General features: G+C 64.4%; 18 protein-coding genes. 8 read left to right on the forward strand and 10 right to left on the reverse strand.

Translation table 11 applies throughout. The features are described 5' to 3' along the window. Positions 1-11 precede the first annotated feature (11 nt). The gene (locus tag RM463_RS13770; RefSeq protein WP_195689970.1) at positions 12-1,598 is read right to left on the reverse strand and encodes a bifunctional GNAT family N-acetyltransferase/carbon-nitrogen hydrolase family protein; all 1,587 of its coding nucleotides are present in this window, start codon (positions 1,596-1,598) and stop codon (positions 12-14) included. A 36-nt stretch (positions 1,599-1,634) separates the two neighbouring features. Further along, the gene (locus RM463_RS13775) at positions 1,635-2,555 is read right to left on the reverse strand and encodes a DMT family transporter (protein ID WP_195689971.1); all 921 of its coding nucleotides are present in this window, start codon (positions 2,553-2,555) and stop codon (positions 1,635-1,637) included. Between the two features lie 214 nt (positions 2,556-2,769). On the opposite strand from RM463_RS13775, the gene RM463_RS13780 reads away from it, so the two are divergent. Beyond that, complete coding sequence (locus tag RM463_RS13780; protein ID WP_229333223.1) at positions 2,770-4,416, forward strand: BCCT family transporter; 1,647 nt, start codon at positions 2,770-2,772, stop codon at positions 4,414-4,416. Positions 4,417-4,506: 90 nt separating this feature from the next. On the opposite strand, the gene RM463_RS13785 is transcribed toward RM463_RS13780, so the two are convergent. The 4 genes from RM463_RS13785 to glcD are packed head-to-tail and all read right to left on the reverse strand — an operon-like array spanning position 4,507 to position 8,897. Then, on the reverse strand, positions 4,507-4,908 hold the full coding sequence (locus RM463_RS13785) for a heme-binding protein (protein ID WP_195689972.1): 402 nt from the start codon (positions 4,906-4,908) through the stop codon (positions 4,507-4,509). Between the two features lie 49 nt (positions 4,909-4,957). Continuing rightward, entirely contained in the window at positions 4,958-6,238 is a 1,281-nt protein-coding gene (gene glcF / locus RM463_RS13790) for a glycolate oxidase subunit GlcF (protein ID WP_195689973.1), read from the reverse strand. Between the two features lie 22 nt (positions 6,239-6,260). Then, positions 6,261-7,370, reverse strand: coding sequence for a glycolate oxidase subunit GlcE (gene glcE / locus RM463_RS13795; RefSeq protein WP_409228662.1), 1,110 nt, complete (start codon positions 7,368-7,370; stop codon positions 6,261-6,263). Between the two features lie 21 nt (positions 7,371-7,391). Next, a complete protein-coding gene (gene glcD / locus RM463_RS13800; RefSeq protein WP_195689975.1) occupies positions 7,392-8,897 on the reverse strand; it encodes a glycolate oxidase subunit GlcD in 1,506 nt (501 codons plus the stop codon). A gap of 174 nt (positions 8,898-9,071) precedes the next feature. On the opposite strand from glcD, the gene glcC reads away from it, so the two are divergent. After that, complete coding sequence (gene glcC, locus RM463_RS13805; protein ID WP_205741929.1) at positions 9,072-9,848, forward strand: transcriptional regulator GlcC; 777 nt, start codon at positions 9,072-9,074, stop codon at positions 9,846-9,848. 92 nt (positions 9,849-9,940) lie between these two features. Here the strand turns inward: glcC and RM463_RS13810 are convergent, their stop codons facing one another. Further along, positions 9,941-11,641 (reverse strand): L-lactate permease, encoded by a 1,701-nt coding sequence (locus RM463_RS13810; RefSeq protein ID WP_195689976.1) that lies wholly within the window; start codon positions 11,639-11,641, stop codon positions 9,941-9,943. Positions 11,642-11,985: 344 nt separating this feature from the next. Here RM463_RS13810 and RM463_RS13815 point away from each other — a divergent pair, with 344 nt between their 5' ends. Beyond that, positions 11,986-12,693 carry a glutathione S-transferase N-terminal domain-containing protein gene (locus RM463_RS13815; RefSeq protein WP_132044413.1) on the forward strand — a complete coding sequence of 236 codons (708 nt, stop codon included), beginning with the start codon at positions 11,986-11,988 and terminating at the stop codon, positions 12,691-12,693. Between the two features lie 22 nt (positions 12,694-12,715). Here the strand turns inward: RM463_RS13815 and RM463_RS13820 are convergent, their stop codons facing one another. Beyond that, complete coding sequence (locus tag RM463_RS13820) at positions 12,716-13,357, reverse strand: phosphoribosyltransferase (protein WP_195689977.1); 642 nt, start codon at positions 13,355-13,357, stop codon at positions 12,716-12,718. 236 nt (positions 13,358-13,593) lie between these two features. On the opposite strand from RM463_RS13820, the gene RM463_RS13825 reads away from it, so the two are divergent. Continuing rightward, positions 13,594-14,445, forward strand: coding sequence for a hypothetical protein (locus RM463_RS13825; protein ID WP_311430305.1), 852 nt, complete (start codon positions 13,594-13,596; stop codon positions 14,443-14,445). Positions 14,446-14,565: 120 nt separating this feature from the next. Next, a complete protein-coding gene (locus RM463_RS13830; protein ID WP_195689979.1) occupies positions 14,566-16,017 on the forward strand; it encodes a uracil-xanthine permease family protein in 1,452 nt (483 codons plus the stop codon). Between the two features lie 148 nt (positions 16,018-16,165). Here RM463_RS13830 and uraD read toward each other — a convergent pair whose 3' ends face one another. Next, on the reverse strand, positions 16,166-16,699 hold the full coding sequence (uraD, locus tag RM463_RS13835) for a 2-oxo-4-hydroxy-4-carboxy-5-ureidoimidazoline decarboxylase (protein ID WP_195689980.1): 534 nt from the start codon (positions 16,697-16,699) through the stop codon (positions 16,166-16,168). Between the two features lie 222 nt (positions 16,700-16,921). Here uraD and uraH point away from each other — a divergent pair, with 222 nt between their 5' ends. The 3 genes from uraH (at position 16,922) to RM463_RS13850 (ending at position 19,389) form a co-directional block, all read left to right on the forward strand. After that, the gene (gene uraH / locus RM463_RS13840) at positions 16,922-17,275 is read left to right on the forward strand and encodes a hydroxyisourate hydrolase (RefSeq protein WP_195689981.1); all 354 of its coding nucleotides are present in this window, start codon (positions 16,922-16,924) and stop codon (positions 17,273-17,275) included. Positions 17,276-17,326: 51 nt separating this feature from the next. Then, positions 17,327-18,532 (forward strand): urate hydroxylase PuuD, encoded by a 1,206-nt coding sequence (locus RM463_RS13845; RefSeq protein ID WP_195689982.1) that lies wholly within the window; start codon positions 17,327-17,329, stop codon positions 18,530-18,532. 140 nt (positions 18,533-18,672) lie between these two features. Then, positions 18,673-19,389 (forward strand): GntR family transcriptional regulator, encoded by a 717-nt coding sequence (locus RM463_RS13850; RefSeq protein WP_132044401.1) that lies wholly within the window; start codon positions 18,673-18,675, stop codon positions 19,387-19,389. A 91-nt stretch (positions 19,390-19,480) separates the two neighbouring features. On the opposite strand, the gene RM463_RS13855 is transcribed toward RM463_RS13850, so the two are convergent. Continuing rightward, positions 19,481-20,950 (reverse strand): NCS1 family nucleobase:cation symporter-1, encoded by a 1,470-nt coding sequence (locus RM463_RS13855; protein ID WP_195689983.1) that lies wholly within the window; start codon positions 20,948-20,950, stop codon positions 19,481-19,483. Positions 20,951-21,008 lie beyond the last annotated feature (58 nt).

Raw genomic sequence — 21,008 nt, forward strand, 5'->3', positions numbered from 1 at the left:
CAGGCGCCTCCTCAGCTCTCGTCGAGGTCGGCCCCGGATGTCCGGCCCCCGGACTTCCATGACCAGTCGCGCCAGCGCAGGTCGAACAGGTCCTTGCGGCGGTCCTTGAGGTTGGTCACCGAGCCCTCGTTACGCACCACGGTCAGCCGGGTCAGGTCGAGGTCCGAGAACAGCATCATCTCGGTGTTGGGGGTGGTCTCGTTGAGGACGGCGTCGTGGGGGAAGGCGAAGTCCGAGGGCGAGAACACCGCCGACTGTGCATACTGGATCTCCATGTTCTCGATGGAGGGCACATTGCCGACGCTGCCGCACAGCACCACATAGCACTCGTTCTCGATGGCGCGGGCCTGGGCACAGTGGCGCACCCGCAGATAGCCATTCTTGGTATCGGTCCAGAAGGGCACGAAGAGGATATCCATCTCCTGCTCGGCCTGCAGCCTTGGCAGCTCCGGAAACTCCACGTCGTAGCAGATCAGGATGCCGACGCGTCCTGCATCGGTGTCGAATACCTGGAGGCCGTCGCCGCCCTCGATCACCCAGTCGCGGCGCTCCTGGGGCGTGATATGCAGCTTGGCCTGACGCTCGAGGGTGCCGTCGCGGTGACACAGGTAGGCGACGTTGTAGAGGCGGTCGTCCTCGCCCATCTCGATCATGGAGCCGGCGATGATATTGATATTGTAGGAGACCGCCATGCGCGAGAGCTCGGTCTTGAAGCGCTCGGTAAAGCTGGCCAGGAAGCGGATGGCGGCCATCTGGTCCTGCTGGGCTGCGCGGTCCTGCAGCCCCATCAGCGGGGCGTTGAAGAGCTCCGGGAAGACCGCGAAGTCGCTCTGGTAGTCGGAAAGGGCATCGACGAAGTACTCCACCTGCTGCAGCACCGCCTCCACCGAGTCGAACTCGCGCATCTGCCACTGCACCGCACCGACACGGACCTGGGTCTTGCGGGTGTCGAGGACCAGCTCGGCGGGCTCATAGAGGAAGTTGTTCCACTCCAGCAGGGTGGCATAGCCCTGGGACTTCTCGTCCTCGGGCAGGTAGTCGCGCAGCAGGCGCTTGACCTGGAAGTCGTTGGCCAGCTGGAAGGAGAGGATCGGGTCGTGGATCTCCTTGCGGGCCACCCGGTCGATGTACTGGGTGGGGCTGAGCTCCTCGGCGTGCTGGTGGTACTGGGGAATGCGTCCGCCGGCGAGGATCGCACGCAGGTTGAGCGAGCGGCAGAGCTCCTTGCGGGCATCGTAGAGGCGTCGTCCCAGGCGGTAGCCGCGGTAGTCCGGGTGAATCAGCACGTCCAGCCCGTACATGGCGTCGCCCTCGGCGTTGTCGAGGATCACCTCGCGCTTGCCGATCAGGTCATCATACTTGTGCGGATTGGTAAATTCGTCGTAATCGACCCTGACGGTCAGGGCGATGCCCACCAGGCGGCCGTCGTCCTCGATGGCGACCTGGCCATCGGGGAAGTCACCGATCAGTCGCTCGATGGTGTGTCGTGACCAGGCGCCGCCGATATCGTGGTAGACGGCATCCATCAGCGACTCGAGCTGGGGGTAGTCGTCCAGCGTCAGATTGCGAAGCGTGAGGTGAAGGTCGTCGAGGGACATGGCGCATCCTTGGTCGGTCGGGTCAGAGCGGGCAGTCTAGCATGGGCGGTCTGTGCTGCCTTGTGGGACAGCGGGGCGGCGGCCTAGCGGCTGGGTCAGGGTCTGGGCCATCACCACGCCGGCCAGGATCAGGGCGCCGCCCAGGAAGTGGAAGAGCGCAATGCGCTCGCCCAGGGCGAACATGGCGATGATGGCACTGAACAGCGGCATCAGGTTGATGAAGATGCTGGCCTGGCTGGCGCCGATGCGGCGAATCGCCAGCATCCACAGGAAGGTGGTGATGATGGAGGCGGGGATGCCGGCGTAGAGGATCAGGCCGATATTGCTGGAATCCACCGGCGTCATCGGCCCCAGCAGATAGGGCGGCAGCAGGATCAGCACGGCGAAGATCACCTGGCCATAGAGCAGCACCCAGGGCGGCAGCGCGATGGGCCAGCGCTTGAGCATGACGCCATAGAGCGCATAGCAGGTGGCGGCCACCAGCATCAGGGCGTCGCCTTTCGCCACCGTCAGCTCCAGCAGCGAGAGCGGGCTGCCGCGTCCCAGCAGGATCGCCACGCCGACCAGCGCTAGGGCACCGCCGGCCACACCGCCGAGACGCGGCGGCTCGCGCAGGATCAGGGCGCTGAGCAGCACGGTAAGCAGCGGTACCATGGCGGCCAGGATACCCATATTGGTGGCGCTGGTGGTCTCGGCGGCCATATAGGCGAGCCCCTGCCAAAGCCCCATGCCGAGCAGCCCCAATACGGCGAGCTTCGGCCACTCCCGGCGGATCGTCGCGCGGTGCTGCCAGGCCGCCGGGGCCACCAGGGGGGTAAGCACGGCCAGCGCCAGTACCCAGCGCAGGAAGGCGATGCTGCTGGGGGCAATGGTGCCGACGGTCAGCTGGTTGATGGTCATGTTGCCGGACCAGATCAGCACGGCGCCGAGGGGCGCCAGGAAGGCAAGCGGTGACATTCAGATCCTCTCATTTCCAACGCAGGGGCCCCGCGGGTGGCGGAGTGCGAACCCATCATCATACTGGTCACTGTCCTTAGGGGCATCGGCCAGGCACTTCCAGCGCCGTCAGCCGGTGGTTCTGTGCCTCTCCCGGATCGGTGGTAAAATACGCGGAATGCTCGGTGCCGATACGGCTTATACTCGAACTACCCCATCAGCCGAGGCGCCTGCCATGAACGATCCGAGTGTGACGGACCCGCATCAGGCCGACAGTGACATGCAGACCGACTATGTCATCGGTCAGGATAATATCGAGGGGCAGCTGGGCCCGTTTGGCTTCGATGTCCACAATCGTGTCTTTGTCATATCGGCCCTGGTCTCGGTGGCGTTCATCCTGTTGGCTCTGATGTTTCCAGACCTGGCGGGGCAGCTGTTCCAGTCCGTCGTCGCCTTCTCCACGGGGAGGCTCGACTGGTACTTCATGATCGTTGTGGACTTCTTCGTTGTGTTCTGCCTGGCGCTGGTGATCCTGCCCCATGGGTCGGTGCGGCTGGGAGGGCCGGAGGCCCGGCCCGAATATAGCTATCTCTCGTGGTTCTCCATGCTGTTCGCCGCCGGAATAGGCATCGGCTTGATGTTCTTCGGTGTGCTGGAGCCGGTCTACCATGCCAACGTCTCGCTGCCGCTGGGGGTGACATCGCCCTTCGGCACCGAGGGCGCACTCGACCCCGCTGCCATCGCCGAAGCCAGCGCCATGGGGCTGGCGGGAACCTACTTCCACTGGGGGCTCCATGGCTGGGCGGTCTATGTGGTGATGGCCCTGGCGCTGGGGATCTTCACCTACAACAAGGGGCTTCCCTTCTCCATCCGCTCGGCCTTCTTTCCGCTGCTTGGCGAACGCGTCTGGGGCTGGTGGGGGCATGCCATCGATATCCTGGCGGTGTTCTCGACCCTCTTCGGATTGGCGACCTCGCTGGGGCTGGGGGCGCAGCAGGCCAATGCGGGCATGAACTTCGTCTTTGGTCTCGACGTCAGCACCCAGTTTCAGGTGGTGACCATCATCGTGGTGACCGGGGTGGCCCTGGTCTCGGTATGGCGTGGCCTCGAGGGCGGTGTGAAGAGGCTCTCCGAGGTCAACATGATGCTGGCGCTGCTGTTCTTCTTCTTCGTGCTGTTCGCCGGACCGACGCTGGTGGCGTTGAACGGCTTCTGGACAGGTTTGACGACCTATGTCACGGAGTTCATCCCGCTCTCGATGCCCTTCGGTCGTGAGGATGACGCCTTCCGCCAGGCCTGGACCGTCTTCTACTGGGCCTGGTGGGTCAGCTGGGCGCCCTTCGTGGGCATGTTCATTGCCCGGGTCTCGCGAGGACGCACGGTGCGCGAGTTCGTGATATGCGTGCTGCTGATCCCGAGCCTGTTCATCTTCATCTGGATGGGCGTGTTCGGCGCCACGGCGCTGAATCAGCTCTATGCCGACCCCGCAGGTAGCCTGGTCAAGGACTACGTGATCGATGCCTACAGCCCCGAGCTGTCACTCTTTGGCATGCTCAACGAGCTGCCGCTGACCAGTGTGATGTCGTCCCTGGCGATCTTCCTGGCGCTGGTCTTCTTCGTGACCTCCTCCGACTCCGGATCGCTGGTGATCGATACCATCACCGCCGGCGGCAAGATCGATGCACCGCGTACGCAGCGCATGTTCTGGGCCTCGGTGGAGGGGCTGGTTGCCATCGTGCTGCTGATCGGGGGTGGACTCACGGCGCTTCAGGCGGGGGTGACGGCGACCGCGATTCCCTTCTCCGTGGCGATGCTGCTGATGTGCTACACCATTATCAAGGCCCTGAACGGGGAGCTGCGACGGCATCGCCAGGCTTCATAGACCTCGCCTCGGAGCGGTAACACGTCGCCGATAACGTAATCGACAGGGCCCCACCATGGTGGGGCCCTGTCGTCGCTCGGCAAGGGGGGCTCAGACGACAGCGGCGACGCCGGCGCGGGCGATCTGCACGTCCTGGTCGGGCTTGACGCCGGAGATGCCGACGGTGCCGGCGACCTCACCCTCTACCAGCACCGGCACGCCGCCGGCGAGCAGCGACTGCATGGGGGCGGTGACGAAGGCGGTGCGGCCACCGTTGATCATCTCCTCGAAGGCCTGGGTCTCGCGCCGACCGATGGCGGCATTGCGGGCCTTCTGGGTGGCCACATCGGCGCTGAAGGGGGGCGCGCCGTCCATGCGGCGCAGGCCAAGCAGGTGGCCGCCGTCATCGGCGACGGCGATGGTCACGCCCCAGCCGTTGGCTTCGGCCTCCTTCTGGGCGGCATCGAGGATGGCGTTGACATCGGTCAGGGTCAGGACGGGCTTGGTCTTCATGAGTGGTCTCCTGGGTTGATATTGGCTTCGAGCTTCGAGCTTCGAGCTACTAGCCGCTTGCAGCTCGAGGCTCGTTGCTCGTAGCTGGTGTTAATGCCTCATCCACGATTTCGATCCAGTGGCGCACCGTTGTGCGGTTGGCACCATTGAGATGGGTCTGGCAGCCGATATTGGCCGTCACGATCACCTCGGGGCTGCCGGCCTCCAGATTGTCGAGCTTGTTGTCACGCAGCTGCATGGAGAGCTCGGGCTGGGTGATGGAGTAGGTGCCGGCCGAACCGCAGCAGAGATGGGCGTCGGCCACCGGCGTCAGCGTGAAACCGAGCCGGGTCAGCACGCCTTCCACGGCCCCCCCCAGCTTCTGGGCGTGCTGCAGGGTGCAGGGACAGTGGAAGGCGAGGCGCCGGGACCGCGCTACCTCGAGGGCATCGAGCTCCTCGTCCCGCAGCACCTCGACCAGATCCCTGGCAAGCTCACTCACCCGGGCGGCCTTGTCGGCATAGTCGGGGTCGTCGGCCAGGAGCTCGGCATACTCCTTGACGAAGGCGCCGCAGCCGCTGGCGGTCTGTACGATCGCCTCCACCCCCGCGTCACCTTCCTTTTCGATATGTGGCCACCAGGCATCGATATTGGCTCGCGCTCGAGCGCGCCCCTCGTCCTGGGCGTTGAGGTGGAAGTCGATGGCGCCGCAGCAGCCGGCTTCACTCACCGGGACGAGGCCGATACCCAGGCGGTCCAGCACCCGGGCGGTGGCGGCATTGGTGTTGGGTGACAGGCCCGGTTGCACACAGCCCTCGAGAATCAGCATCTGCCGGGCATGGCGCTTGCCAGACGGGCGCTGGCCCGCATCCACCGGGGCCGGGGGCATCTTCTCCTTCAGGGGGCCTGGTACCAGCGGCCGGAAGGTGAGACCCAGCTTGAACAGGGCCTGAAAGCGTTTCGGGTCGACCAGGGCCTTGCGCAGGCCATAGCGCAGTGCCCGCTCCGACGCCTTGCGAGGGACCCGGCGCTCGATCTCGGCGCGGCCGATATCGAGCAGCTTGTGATACTCGACCCCGGAGGGGCAGGTGGTCTCGCAGTTGCGACAGGTCAGGCAGCGGTCGAGATGAAGGCGAGTCTGTTCGGTGACCTTGTCACTTTCCTCTGGCGCCTCGAGCATCTCCTTGATCAGGTAGATGCGTCCACGGGGCCCGTCGCGCTCATCCCCCAGCAGCTGGTAGGTAGGGCAGGTGGCGTTGCAGAAGCCACAGTGAACACAGCTGCGCAGCACGCGGTCGGCCTCGCGGATATGCGGTTTCTGGAGGTCTTCGGCGGTGAAATGCGTCTGCATGTTTGACGTCTCTCCGTGTATCTCAGAATGCCGCGTAGAGCCGGCCCGGGTTGAAGATCCCCTGGGGGTCCAGCTGCGTCTTCAGATTGCGGTGATATTTCTCGACCACCGGGGCGAGGGGCGTGAAGGGGGCATCCTGGGGGGCGCCGCCCGGGCCACCCCAGCGGGTGGCATGGCCACCGGCCTGGCTGGCGATCGCGCGCATCGCTTCGGGGCTGGCATCGCTGCGCACCCAGCGCTGGGTGCCGGCCCAGTCGTAGAGCACATCGCTCTCGCGTGACACGCCCGGCAGCTCGAGCGCCGGGGTGTGGTGTGGCAGCGAGAGTCGCCAGATCGGGAGCGCACTCTCGGCGCCGAAGAACGCCAGCCGCTGTTCCCGCAGGGCCTTCCAGAAGCCATCGAGGAGTTCGTCCCCCCCCAGGCGCCTTGCGGTGGCTTCCACCGAGCTGGGGCCCCCTTCGAGGCGCAGGTGCAGGGCGCCTTCAAGCCAGGCGGCGGCGGTAATCGGCAAGGGTTCCCGTCCCCACTCGGCGAGCTTCTCCAGGGCTTCCTGCTGCGGCATCTCCAGGTGCAGGCTGCGGGTGGCCGCCGGCAGCGGCAGCACCTTCATGGAGACCTCGGTGATCAGCCCCAGGGTGCCCTGGGCGCCTACCATCAGGCGCGAGAGGTCGTAGCCGGCGACATTCTTCATCACCTGCCCGCCGAAGCGCTGTTCACTGCCCTGGCGGGTGATGATGCGGGTGCCCAGCACGAAGTCGCGCACGCTGCCCGCCCAGGGGCGGCGCGGGCCGGAGAGGCCGGTGGCGATCATGCCGCCGACGGTGGCCTCCTCGCCGAAGTGGGGGGGCTCGCAGGGCAGCATCTGGCCGTTGGCCGTCAGCACGCTTTCCAGCTCGCGCAGCGGGGTGCCGGTGCGTACCGAGACGATCAGCTCCACCGGGTCGTACTCGGTGATGCCGCGGTGCTCGCGGGTGGACAGGGCTTCTCCTTCCACTTCACGCCCGTAGAAGGCCTTGGTGTCGCCGCCGACGATGCGTAGCGGTGAGCCCTCCGCCTCGGCACGGCGAATGCGTTCGGCCAACGCCTCGCTGGCATCGTGGTTGATAATGTCGCGGCTCGGGGTGTCGTTCATGGTCACCATGTCTTGTGTCTCTCAGCCGTGGCTCTTCGGGGCCTGGGTCGGGGCGGGAGCATCGCCGGCGCTCTTGGTCAGGCGGAACTCGGAGCAGCGGGCCGGCGTGGGGATGTTCTTGCCCGGGTTGAGCAGCTCTCTGGGATCGAAGGCCGCCTTGGCGGCGCGGAAGGTGGCCAGTTCGCAGGGAGTGAACTGTACGCACATCTGATGAATCTTCTCGCGGCCCACGCCATGCTCGCCGGTGATGGTGCCACCCACCTCGACGCAGAGCTCGAGGATGCGGCTGCCGAGCGCCTCGGCCCGCTCGAATTCGCCGGGCTGGTTGGCATCGAACAGGATCAGCGGGTGCATGTTGCCGTCGCCGGCGTGGAAGACGTTGGCCACACGCAGGCCATACTCCTCGCCGAGATCGCCGATGCCCTTGAGCACGCGGGCCAGCTCGCGACGAGGAATGGTGCCATCCATGCAGTAGTAATCAGGCGACATGCGTCCCACGGCGGGAAAGGCGTTCTTGCGGCCGGCCCAGAACAGCGCGCGCTCGGCTTCATCACGGGCCTGCTGGATACCGGTCGCGCCGGCTTTCTCCAGCACGCGGCGCACGGTCTGACAGTCGTCGTCCACGTCCGCCTCGACACCGTCCAGTTCACACAGCAGGATCGCCTCGGCCTCCACCGGGTAGCCGGCGCCGATGAAGTCCTCGGCGGCGCGGATCGCCAGGTTGTCCATCATCTCCAGCCCCCCGGGAATGATGCCCGCGGCGATGATGGCACCCACGGCATCGCCGGCCTTCTCGATGTCGTCGAAGCTGGCCATCAGGACCTTGGCGCTCTCGGGCTTGGGCAGCAGCTTGACGGTGATTTCGGTGACCACGCCGAGCATGCCCTCGGAGCCGTTGAACAGGGCCAGCAGATCGAAGCCGGGAGCATCCAGGGCGTCGGCGCCCAGGGTCATGGGCTCGCCCTCGATGGTCAGCACCTCGACCTTGATCACGTTGTGCACGGTGAGGCCGTACTTGAGGCAGTGCACGCCGCCGGCATTCTCGGCCACGTTGCCGCCGATGGAGCAGGCGATCTGGGAGGAGGGGTCCGGGGCGTAATAGAGCCCGTAGGGGGCTGCCGCCTCGGAGATCGCCAGGTTGCGTACCCCGGGCTGCACCCGCGCGGTGCGCGCATCGGGGTCGATCTCGAGGATACGACTGAAGCGTGACATCACCAGCAGCACCCCGTGCGCAAGCGGCAGGGCGCCGCCCGACAGGCCGGTGCCGGCACCGCGGGTCACCACCGGTACGCCCAGGGCGTGGCAGCGCTTGAGCAGGGTCTCGACCTGGGTGAGTGTCTCGGGCAGCGCCACCAGCATGGGCAGGGCGCGATAGGCGGAAAGGCCGTCGCACTCGAAGGGGCGCAGGTCCTCCTCGCGATGCAGCAGGGCCATGTCGGGCAGTGCCTGGCGGAGGTCGGCCAGAACCTCGGCCTGGTCAAGAAGGGGTGGCTCGCCATCGAGCCGAGCGTCGTACTGTGTATTCATCGGGGTTTCCCCATACGTATCGTCAAGGTGGAAGGTCCGGGATGGCGGCTCGTGGGTGCGTGGCGTGCCCTGCGGCGTGCTTCACCACTCTCCTATCCTGGCAGCGCTGGCGCTGCTGTCCAGCTTGTGGTGCACTGGTCAGACCAGATTTTGGTCTGATCGGAGGAGGCCAAGGTGTTGACTCATGAGGAATCACTCGGCGGACAGCGCACCCCGGAAGGGGTGGCCGCGCGCCTCGAGCGGCTGATCCTGGACGGTATCTTCCGTACCGGCCAGCTGCTGCCCTCGGAGCGGCGGCTGTGCGAGCGGCTGGGCGTGTCCCGCGCCTCGCTGCGCGAGGGGATGCGCATCCTGCGCAGCAAGGGCATCATCGAGACCCGTCACGGCCGTGGCTCCACGGTGGCCGCGCTGCTTCCGGCGCGCGAGCAGAGCCCGTTGATGCACCTGTTTCGCGACCACCCGCGGACCCTGTTCGACCTGCTCGAGGTGCGAGCCCTGCTCGAGGGGGAATCGGCGCAGCTGGCCGCCAGTCGCGGCAATCCGGCAGACAGGGTGCTGATCACCCGGCGCTATCGGGAGATGGCCGACTATGTGGCGAGCGCCGACCCCATCGATGTGGAGCGTCTGGCGAGGCTCGACCACGCCTTCCATCTGGCGATCTCCCAGGCCTCCCATAACCCGGTGCTGGTACACACCCTGCAGAACCTGACCGAGCTGCTGCTCAGTTCGGTCTTCGCCTCGGTGAAGAATCTCTATCATCGTCCGCAACCCCGCGAGATGATCAACCGCCAGCATGCGCGCCTGCATGATGCCGTGGTCAAGGGCAAGCCGCAGCTGGCCCGTCGTGTGGCACTGGAGCACCTGAACAGCATCGGCGAGGCCCTGCGCGAGATCGAGGCCGAGGACGAGCGCCTGGAGCGATCGACGATGCGGCTGGAGGGGTGGGAGTAACCCCTTCGCCTGTCGTCACCGCAGCTCGGCCAGTGCCTCAAGACGCCAGCGCCCCCGGCAGTGCCGAGGGCGCTGGCGCGCATGAGGCTCGATCAGCCGAGGCCGAGCAGGGGATCGCCGATGCCCAGCACATAGAAGGCGAGCAGCGCGATGATCCCGGTGGCGACGAGGTAGTAGATCGTCGGCAGGATCGTCTTGCGGATGGTCTCGCCCTCGCGGCCGAGCAGGCCCACCGTGGCCGAGGCGGCGACCACGTTGTGAATCGCGATCATGTTGCCCGCGGCGGCACCCACGGCCTGCAGGGCCACCATGAAGGCGGTGGAGAGGCCGAGCTGCTGGGCGACATTGAACTGGAAGTCGGCCAGCATCAGGTTGGAGACCGTGTTGGAGCCGGCGATAAAGGCCCCCAGCGCGCCCACGGCAGGGGCGAAGAAGGGGTAGATATCGCCCACGCTGTTGGCCACCAGCTGGGCCATGGCGACCGGCATGGAGACCAGATCGGCGGCATTGACTCCCGAGTTGATCAGGATCCGTACCATGGGAATGGTGAAGATCAGTACGAAGCCGGCGCCGAGGATGGTCCGGGTGGACTCGCCGAAGGCCGCCTTGATCTCGCCCATGCGCATGCGGTGGAGCAGGGCGGTGAGCAGCACCACCATCAGCAGGATGCCACCCGGCAGGTAGAGGGGCTGGATGGCGCCGGAGACTCCCGCCTCGCCGAGGATATTGCTCCAGCCGAAGGAGAACGACGTCAGCGCACTCTTGAAGGGTTCGATGGTGCGCGAGGCGACCAGGATCACAGCCAGCAGCACATAGGGTACCCAGCCCATCAGGGTGGAGACCGGTGCCTTGCCGGTGACGTCATCCAGCTTGATCTCGAGCTTGCCGATCCAGTGGTCGGGCCAGGCGTTGCTCTCCGGAAAGTCCCAGGTGTCGCTGGGGATCAGGAAGCCGCGGCGAGCGGCCGGCACGACGATGGCCAGGCCGACCATGGCACCGATCATCGACGGGAACTCCGGCCCCAGCAGCACGCCGGCCAGCATGTAGGGCACCACGAAGCTGATCCCGGCGAAGATAGCGAAGGGGGCGATGGAGAGTCCCTCCCTCCAGGAGCGGTTGGCACCGAAGAAGCGCACCATGACAACCACCATGATCAAGGGCATCAGGATGCCGACGATGCCGTGGGTCACCGCGACCTCACCGGCGATCAGATGGAAGTACTCCATCCAGCTGGCCCCACCGGCCTCGAGGGTCTCGGTAATGCCGGTGCGGTCCAGGCCACCGGAGACGCCCACCACGATGGGGGTGCCGACGGCACCGAAGGAGACCGGGGTGGACTGGATCATCATTCCCACCACCACGGCGGCCAGCGCCGGGAAACCGAGTGCCACCATCAGCGGGGCCGCGACGGCGGCGGGGGTGCCGAAGCCGGAGGCGCCCTCGATAAAGCAGCCGAACAGCCAGGCGACGATGATTGCCTGGACGCGGCGATCGGGGCTGATGCCGGAGAAACCGTTGCGGATGGCCTTGATGCCGCCCGAATGCTTCAGGGTGTTGAGCAGCAGGATGGCACCGAAGATGATCCACAGGATCGATACCGTGAGCATCAGGCCCTGGAGGGTAGAGGCCATGACGCGGGTGGCGGTCATCTCCCAGGCAAACAGGGCGATGATGGCGGTGACCACGAAGACGATCGGCATGGCGGTCCTGGCCGCCATGCGCAGACCGATGAGCAGCACGCCGGCAAGCACCAGGGGCGCGAAGGCCAGCAGTGCGAGAAGGGTGTCATTCATGGATAGGGTTCCTCGATCGGGAGTCGTTGTTGTGACCAAAGGGGATCGGCCGAATGTTCAGCCAGCCGGACATTACGGCGTCAAGGAGAGGCTTTCCATCTCTGGAAAGTTGGTATGACCAATCTTTCGATAACTTCTCTATCCGTCGCCTTATCGCTAAGCGACTGATAAGAAAATGAAATTTAAAAAACAGCAGGAGGCGGGGGGCGTTAAGCCCCAAGTGTTTATTAGACTAATGGACAGCAGCCTCGCCGAGGGTGAGCATGGTGAGCGGCCTGACACCGGGGCCAGGAGCCTGGCAGACTTCGTCGGGTGATTGCCCTTTACGCTGAGGAGAGGTTCGTATGTCTCGAGTACTGTATGACCTGTGTGGTGTCGACGAGGAGCTGCGCTTCTCGCCATTCTGCTGGCGCGTGCGATATGCCCTGGCTCACAAGGGGCTGGAAGTCGAGGCGCGGCCGTGGCGCTTCACCGACCGGGAGGCCCTGGCGTTCGCCGACCATGACAAGGTGCCGGTACTGGTCGATGGCGAAACGGTGGTGACCGACAGCTATGAGATCCTGCGCTACCTGGACCGCACTTACCCGGAGGCACCACTGATCGGTGAGGGCCTTGCCGCGGCACGCGCCCGCTTCTTCAAGCATTTTGCCGAGCGTACCCTGGCACCGGCCATGCTGCGTACGATCATCATGGATCTGCTCAATGCCATTCATCCCGATGACCGGGACTACTTCCGCGAAACGCGTGAAAAGCGCTTCGGCCGTACGCTGGAGGAGTTTCACTCGCCCTCCAGGGGGCTCGCCCAGCTCGATGCGGCGCTCGAGCCCCTGCGCGGCCTGCTCAAGGAGTCGGAATTCATCGACGGAGCGTCCCCGGCAGCGGCCGACTACCTGGTGTTCGGCAACTTCATGTGGGCGCGCTGCGTTTCCAGCGCCGATCTGGTCTCCAATGCCGATCCGGTCCATGCCTGGCTCGAGCGCATGCTGGATCTGCATGGTGGCCTGGGGCGGCACGCCATGCGCATCACCGACATCGAGGGTGCCTATCGCTGAGGCGGCCCGCATCGACGGTGGGTCAGGGCGTGGCTGACGTACCGTCATCGTCGGCGGCAAGCAGGGCCACCACCTCGTCGTCGCTGACCTGATCGAAATCGGTAAAGAACTGGCCCACGGCGGCGAAGTGCCCGGGCACCCCGATACAGATCACCTCGTCGGCCAGCGTTTCCAGCCGCGCCACGGTGTCGGGCGGCGCCACGCCCAGGGCGGCGATCAGGCGTGCGGGATGGCGCTGGCGAAGGGTCGCCAGCGCCGCGGCCATGGTCGCGCCGGTGGCGCTGCCGTCATCCACCACCACCAGGGTGCGCCCCGTCGGTTCGATGGGGCTGCGCACCGGGGTGTAACGCCGGCGGCGCTCCTCGATCAACTCCCGCTGGCGGGCAATCGCACCGGCCAGCCACTCCTCCCGGCAGTGCCGTGCCTCCTCCTCCAGGTGCACGCTGCCATCCTCACTGACCGCGCCGATGGCGTACTCCGGATTGCCCGGTGCACCGATCTTGCGCACCAGCACCACGTCTAGCTCCCCCTGCAGGGCGTCGGCGATGACCCGCCCCATGGGCACCCCGCCGCGGGGAATGGCCAGCACCAGCGGGTGGAGGCCATGCAGGTGGCTGAGCCTCGTGGCCAGGCGTTCGGCGGCGTCACGTCGGTGTTGAAACATGGATGATCCTCCTGGCGGCTACCATTCCTCAGTCTAGTGGTTCCCGAGGTGATACCCCCATGTCATGGGGCCCCCCCGCGGGCTTGCGGTCCCTGACTCCAGGGAATGTGTTGGCAAGGTCGATCAAGCATCGGCCGGAGAAGAGGGGTTTTTCGTATACAGTTTTATGGTCTATTCTGTGAACACTGATCTTAGTTCAGTGTATCCAATAACCACAACAAATGGAGAGCCCTCTTATGCAGGAGTGCATCCCCAGGCCCCGTCTGAGCGCCGGCCTGCTGCTTGCCAGTCTCGTCGCCGGTAATGCCCAGGCGACAACCTGGAGCGATACCTTCATCGGCTATCGCCATGGCACCCAGTTCACCGAGCCGGGCAACCCTCGTGACATCGAAAAACACGTGCTGCAGTTCACCCATGTCAGCGGTTACTCGCTCGGTCAGAACTTTCTTAATCTTGACGTGCTGCAGTCCGACAGCGCCGACCCGGTCAGCGGCGGCGATAGCGGTGCCACCGAGGCCTATCTGACCTATCGCCACCAGCTGCAGCTCGGCAAGCTCACCGGCGAGCCAGCGGCTTTCGGGCCGATCAAGGACGTGGCGTTGACCGGTGGCTTCGACCTCAACACCAAGAACACCGACTTCGCACCGCGCAAGCGCCTGCTGGTGGTAGGGCCGACGCTGAAGTTCGACGTGCCCAAGGGGTTCGTCGACCTGAGCCTCTTCTACGCCCATGAGTGGAACCACTGCGGCGCGAGCTTCTGCGACGTCAACGAGATCGAGTTCGACCCCTACTACCAGATCAACCTGGCCTGGGGAGTGCCTTTCGTGGCCGGCCCGCTGCCGCTGAAGTTCCAGGGGTTCTACAACTATAACGGCGAGAAGGGAGAGGACTATCAGGGCAACGATACCGACCCCGAGCAGTTGATGCGCACCTCACTCATGCTCGACGTCGGCCAGCTGGCCTGGGGCGAGGCGAACCAGCTGTGGGCCGGGGTGGGTTACGAGTACTGGCGTAACAAGTTCGGCAACCACGGCAAGGATGAGGTGGATACCGATGCGCCGACCTTCCAGCTCGAGTGGCACCTCTAAGCGACTCGAGACGATAATAATGTGTACAACTTTATGTTTAAAGAGTCCACACTGCTGTGGTCATTGGTATCGACATGCGGTATGCATTGACGTCATACAACAACAGCCCCGGATAGCCCCATGACAACCAAGACGCGCAATACTTCGCTGTTTGACTTTCAAGGGCGGCCGCCGGTCTACAAGGCGTTGCCCATCTCGCTGCAGCACGTGCTGGCGATGATCGCCGGCGTGATCACCCCGCCGATCATCATCGCCGGGGTGGTCGGCTCGACGCCTCAGGAGAAGCTGCTGCTGATCCAGGTGGCGGTGCTCGCCTCGGGTCTCTGCACCCTGTTCCATCTCTACGGGGTGTGGAAGTTCGGCGCTCGGATGCCGGCGATCTTCGGCGTGGGCTTCGCCTATGTACCGACCCTGATCGCCGTGGGTGGCCAGTTCGGCATCGAGGGCATCCTCGGCGCCCAGCTGATCGGCGGTATCACCATGATGGTGGTCGGTTACTTCATTCAGTACATTCGCCACCTGTTTCCGCCGATCGTGGCGGGCACCGTGGTGCTGGTGATCGGCCTGTCACTTTACGACATCGCCATTCGCTACATGGCGGGCAGCGGCAACGTCAACGCCGAAGGGTTCGGTGACCTGGCCAACTGGATGGTGGGCATCATCACCCTGCTGGCGGTGCTGGGCGCCTCCCAGTTTGGCCGCGGCGTGGTTCGGCTGTCGGCGATCATCGTCGGTATCCTGGTCGGCTATGCGGTGGCGCTGCCGATGGGCATGGTCGACTTCAGTTCGGTGGCTGCAGCGCGCTGGCTGGCCGTACCGGAGTTCATGCCCTTCCAGCTCGAGTTTCACTCGGCGGCGATCGTCTCCATGGTGGTGATCTGCGTGATCAACTCGGTACAGACCATCGGTGATCTCTCCGCCACCAGCGTGGCGGGGATGAACCGCGAGCTGAAGACCAGGGAGCTGACGGGCGGGCTGCTGGGCAACGGCCTGACCACCGCCCTGAGCTCGCTGTTCGCGGCACTGCCGACCTCCACCTTCAGCCAGAACGTCGGCATCGTCGCCATGACCAAGGTGATTAGTCGATCGGTGCTGGCCATCGCCGGCCTGTTCATGGTGCTCGCTGGCCTGAGTCCCAAGTTCAGCGCCATCATGACCACCATTCCCTATCCGGTACTGGGCGGTGCTACCGTCACGGTGTTCGGGATGATCACCATGACCGGCATCCAGCTGCTCATCAAGGATGAGCTTTCGGCCCGCAACGTGACCATCGTCGGCCTCTCCCTGGCCCTGGCCCTGGGCATCTCCCAGGTGCCGGCGGCCATCGAGCAGTTTCCGCAGATGGTCCAGAACGTTATCGGGGGCGCGCCGATCGTGGTGGCGGCGATCACCTCCTTCGTGCTCAATATCGTGCTGCCGAGTCGATCACTGGCCGACGAGCGGCGTGAGCGCGAAGAGATTGCTCGGGCCGACGCCGAGGCTGCAGGGCAGGGTCCTGACGCTCAGCCGCTGACGGATGTCGATACCGAGGGTGACGCCCCCCTCGGTACTGCGCCCCACGTCAATCGCTGACCTGACGAGGCCCATTGATGTAACGCCTGTACCACGCTTCCGCCCGGCATGATGCCGGGCGGTGTCGTGTTCGAAGCATGGGGCGCCGGTTGCCCGGCGCCTTGTCTGGCTGATTGGCGGGGAGAGGAGCCGTCGATCGGGAGAGGCGTCAGGCGTTGGCTTCGGCTCGTGCCTCGAGGCGGAAGCGGGCGATGCGGTTGATCTGTTCCACCGCGGTGCGGCGTTCCTCGGCGGGGTCATTCTCGAGCCGAGTCTCGAATGCGTTCAGGATGGCATAACGGTCGTTGCCCTTGACGGCCATCACGAAGGGAAAGCCGAACTTCTCCTTGTAGGCCTCGTTGAGCCGCTCGAAGCGTGCCATCTCCTCCGGTGAGCACTGATCCAGGCCGGCGCCAGCCTGCTCCCGGGTCGAGTCGTCGGTCAGCTCACCGGCGACGGCGGCCTTGCCGGCGAGGTCAGGGTGGGCGCGAATCACCGCGAGCTGGTGTTCGGCGGAGGCGTCGGTCAGTACCTCACCCATGGCCTTCGCCAGGCCTGCAGGCGAGTCGTGGTCAGTGTTCAGTCCCTGCTCCCAGGCCAGCTCGGCAACCCAGGGAGAGTGCTCGTAGATCTCCCCGTAGGCGGCCACGAAGGCGGACTTGTCCAGCTGGCTTGGGGGCGGAGTAAGGGTGTTGTGGCTCATTGTCATTCTCCTTGGCGGGGTGTGGCAGGGGGTCACGACGATTGACCAGGCAGCTTGTCGTGAGGGTGTCGACTAAATGTATACAAAAAATATTTTGAAATGTACCCCTAAACTGGCTAAAACTGTCTTCATGCTCTCAGGTTAACCCTGAGCAGCCGATATCAACAAACGAATCCGGCCCTTATCTCGACAATTCACGAAGTGACACCAAGGAGTATCACCATGGGACGCCTGACCACCCACGTACTCGACACCGCCAAGGGATGCCCGGGCGAGGGTATCCGCATAGAGGTCTATCGGCTGGAGGGCGAGCGGCGCACTCGTCTCAAGGAAGTGGTGACCAATGACGATGGCCGCTGCGACGATCCGATCCTCGATGGTGAGGCGTTCGTCACCGGTCAGTATGAGCTGGTCTTCCATGCCGGGGACTATCTGCGCGCTCAGGGTGTCGAGGCCGATGAGCCGCGCTTCCTCGACGTGATTCCGCTGCGCTTCGGCGTGGCCGATGCCGATGCGCACTACCATGTGCCACTGCTGCTCTCGCCCTATGGCTACTCCACCTATCGCGGTAGCTGAGGAAAGCCCTCTCGCCGACAGCCCATAACAAGACGCTAGACGAGGCCTCTTATGCAAGCCTACCTGCTGGACTTCGGAAACTTCATGCTGCGCTGGCTACATGTCATCGCAGCGATTGCCTGGATCGGGGAATCGATCTATTTCGTGATGCTGGATAATGGGCTACGTACCCCCAAGGCCGCCGAGGATCGCGACAAGGGGGTGTTCGGCGAGATGTGGGCGGTGCATGGTGGTGGCTTCTACCATAACCAGAAGTACGCCACGGCGCCGGCCAAGCTGCCCGAGGACCTTCACTGGTCATTCTGGAAGGCCTACACCACCTGGCTGTCGGGCTTCGCGCTGTTCATCCTGCTCTACATGGCCAACCCCAGCTTCTACCTGGTCAATCCCAATGCCAGCTGGGAGTGGGCCGCCAACATGAGTGGCTGGCAGGCCAATGTGGTGGCGCTGTTGTTCCTGCTTGGCGGCTGGGTGGTCTACAACGAGCTGTGCAAGCGCATCAGCCCCGACATGACCCGCGATGGTCTGCTCAGTGTCGCGGTGGCGGTGATGATGGTGGTGGTTGCCTATCTGAGTACTCAGATCTTCTCGGGACGGGCGGCCTTTCTGTTGACCGGCGCGGTGATGGCCACCGCCATGTCGGCCAACGTCTTCTTCTGGATCATCCCGGGCCAGCGCCGCATGGTGAAGGCGATGAAGGCCGGGGAAGCGCCCAATCCGCTTGACGGCAAGCGCGGAAAGCAGCGTTCGGTGCACAACACCTACTTCACGCTGCCGGTGGTCTTGCTGATGATCAGCAACCACTACTCCTTCGCCTACTCCCACGAGTCTGCGTGGGTGATCATGTCGCTGTTCATCTTCGCCGGCGCGCTGATTCGCCAGTTCTTCGTGTTGATGCATGCCGGCAGGATCCAGCCGGCCTATCCGATCGCCGGAACGGCCCTGATCGCCGTCGCCTTCTGGGTCGCCATGCCGACCGTCGGTGTCAGTGCGGGACAGGCCCAGGCGTCCGCCAGCGTATCGCTTTCCGAGGTGCAGCCGATCATCGAGTCTCGCTGTGTCGCCTGCCATGCCAGCGACCCCACCCAGCCTGGCTTCAATGCGCCGCCGGCGGGCCTGGCTTATGACACCGGCGAGCAGATCATGGAACAAATGCAGAAGATCCAGGGGGTCGTTGCCAGCGGCTACATGCCACTGGGCAATATCACCGGCATTACCGAGGAGGAGCGCGCCACCATCGCCGCCTGGTCGCCATGACCTGTAAGCCCATGTGCGATGCCGCTGACTCGCCTTCCCGTTGGCTTCTTCAACCTGGCAGTGTGTAGGCGAGCAAGTGACGTAATTGCCCGGTTTTTGCGTATACAATATGGATAGCCAACCACAGGGAGCCAGGTCACATGAACCAGCGTCAGGAGGTCCGGGGGCGTCGCGGCAAGAACGGGGATGGGGCCGAACGTCACGAGGCGATCCACCGGGCGATCAGCGATGCCATCATCGAGCATAGGCTCAAGCCCGGTGCGCGCCTGCGCGAGGATGCTCTAGCCGAAGTATTTGGGGTCAGTCGCACCGGAATCCGCAAGATCCTCCAGCGGCTGGCGCTGGAGCAGCTGGTCACCCTCACACCGCGACGCGGAGCCAGCGTCACGCGGCCTACCGCCGAGGAGGCTCGGGAGGTGTTCGAGGCACGCCAGATGGTGGAGTGCGGACTGATGCCCGAGGTGGCACGGCGCATCGACGAGGAGAGCGTTCATGCATTGCGCGAGATCTCCGACAAGGAGCAGCGGGCCCTGCGAAAGGGCGAGCATAGTGCGGCGATTCGTTATTCGGCTGATTTCCATACGCGGCTGGCGCGTCTCGCCGGCAATGCCACCCTGGCCGATTTCGTCGAGCGGCTCTGCTTTCGCTCCTCGTTGATTCTGGCGGTCTATGGCAAGCCTGGTCATCTGGGGTGTGAGACGCATGACCACGAGGATCTGATCGGCTACCTGCAGGAGAAGAGTGGCGAGCGTGCCGCGGCGTTCATGAGTCGCCACCTCAAGGCGATCGAGGAGTCCCTGTCGATTACCGAGGAGGAGGAGGAAACGCCCGACCTGCAGCGCATCTTCGCTGGCTGAAGGCACGGCTCGACAAAGGCTCGGCTTCGACATGCAACGGCCGCCTGTCAGGCGGCCGTTGCATGTCGAGGTGGGCGGTGGGGGGGCTTGCCTAGAGAGAGGCGGGAGAGGTGAGAGGATCGAGAGACGGCACTTTCTGCCGCCGCATCAGACAGTAGTAGAAGATCCCCCCCAGTGCGGCACCGATCAGCCAGGCGTAACCGCCAAGAGCCTCGAGAGCCGGCACCCATACCGAAGAGATCGAGAACAGCGCGGAGAGCAGGAAAGCCCAGATGGCACGCTTGTTCCACCCCTTGAGATAGTAGTAGGCACTATCGGGAGCCGCGGAGAACATCTCCTGAATGTTGAGCCGCTGGCGTCGAATCAGGTAGTAATCCACCACGATGATGCCGTAGAAGGGTGCAACGATGGCGCCAACGGCATTCACGAACCCCGAGATGCCGACCTGGCTGATCACCGATACCCAGAGGCCACCGACGAAGAAGGCCACCACGGCGGTGATCAGCCCGCCAATGCGGAAGCTGATATAGCGTGGAAACAGGTTGGCCAGGTCATAGGCCGGCGGAATGAAGTTGGCCACCAGATTGATGCCTACGGTGGCGGCGAAGAAGGTTATCGCTGCGATGATGGTCAGTGGCAGTGAGTCAACGTGGGCGATGATGTCCGATGGATTGGTCATGGTTTCGCCGAACAGCGCCAGGGTGCCGGCGGTGATGATCAGGGCGATGAAGGAGAAGAAGGCGACATTGAGTGGCAGGCCTACCAGGTTGCCGAGTTTCATCTGCTTCTCGCTCTTCACGAAGCGGGTGAAGTCGCCGAAGTTGATCACCACCGCTGCAAAGTAGGCGATCATCGTACCGGTAATCGCCAGGAAGGCACCGATTGCACTGCCGTTATAGTCGCTGCTGCCGCGGAAGATGGTATCGACTGCCGGCAGCAGGTCGCTGCCAGCGCGCACCCACACGATGATCATCAGCGCGATCATCACCACATAGACCAGCGGCCCGGCCCAGTTGAGGAAGTGCTTGATACGTTCGATGCCCTGCCAGAACAGGGCGATCTGGAAGGCCCAGACGATCACGAAGGAGAGCCAGTCCAGGGCCGACATGCCCAGCCACTCGCCGCCGGGGTTGCCGAATAGCGATGTGAGCAGCAGAGAGACCGCCGTTGAGGCGAAATAGGTCTGGACGCCGTACCAGAAGATGCCGGTGATGGCGCGCAGCATGGCGGGGAAGTTGGCCCCGCGAACTCCCATGCTGGCACGAATCATCACCGGAAAGGGGACACCATACTTGACGCTGGGCTTGCCGCTCAGGTTGACCAGCAGCATTACCACAAAGCCGGCGAGAACGATCGCTGCCATCACCGCCCAGCCGTTGAGGCCGTAGGAGATGAACAGCGAGGCAGCCAGGGTGTAACCGAACAGGCTCTGGATGTCGTTCGACCAGACGTTGAAGATTTCAAACCAGCCCCAGCTGCGATCGGCCTTCTTGATGGGGGCCAGGTCCTTGTTGTAGAGGCTGGGGTCGATATGCCGGATCTTCAGCTCTTGGTCGGACATGTGAGTCATGTGTGAAGCCTTCTGGTCTCGCTGTATTGACGGGCCTTACTGCCAGGTA

The organism is Halomonas sp. LES1 (assembly GCF_031846005.1).
GTDB lineage: Bacteria > Pseudomonadota > Gammaproteobacteria > Pseudomonadales > Halomonadaceae > Halomonas.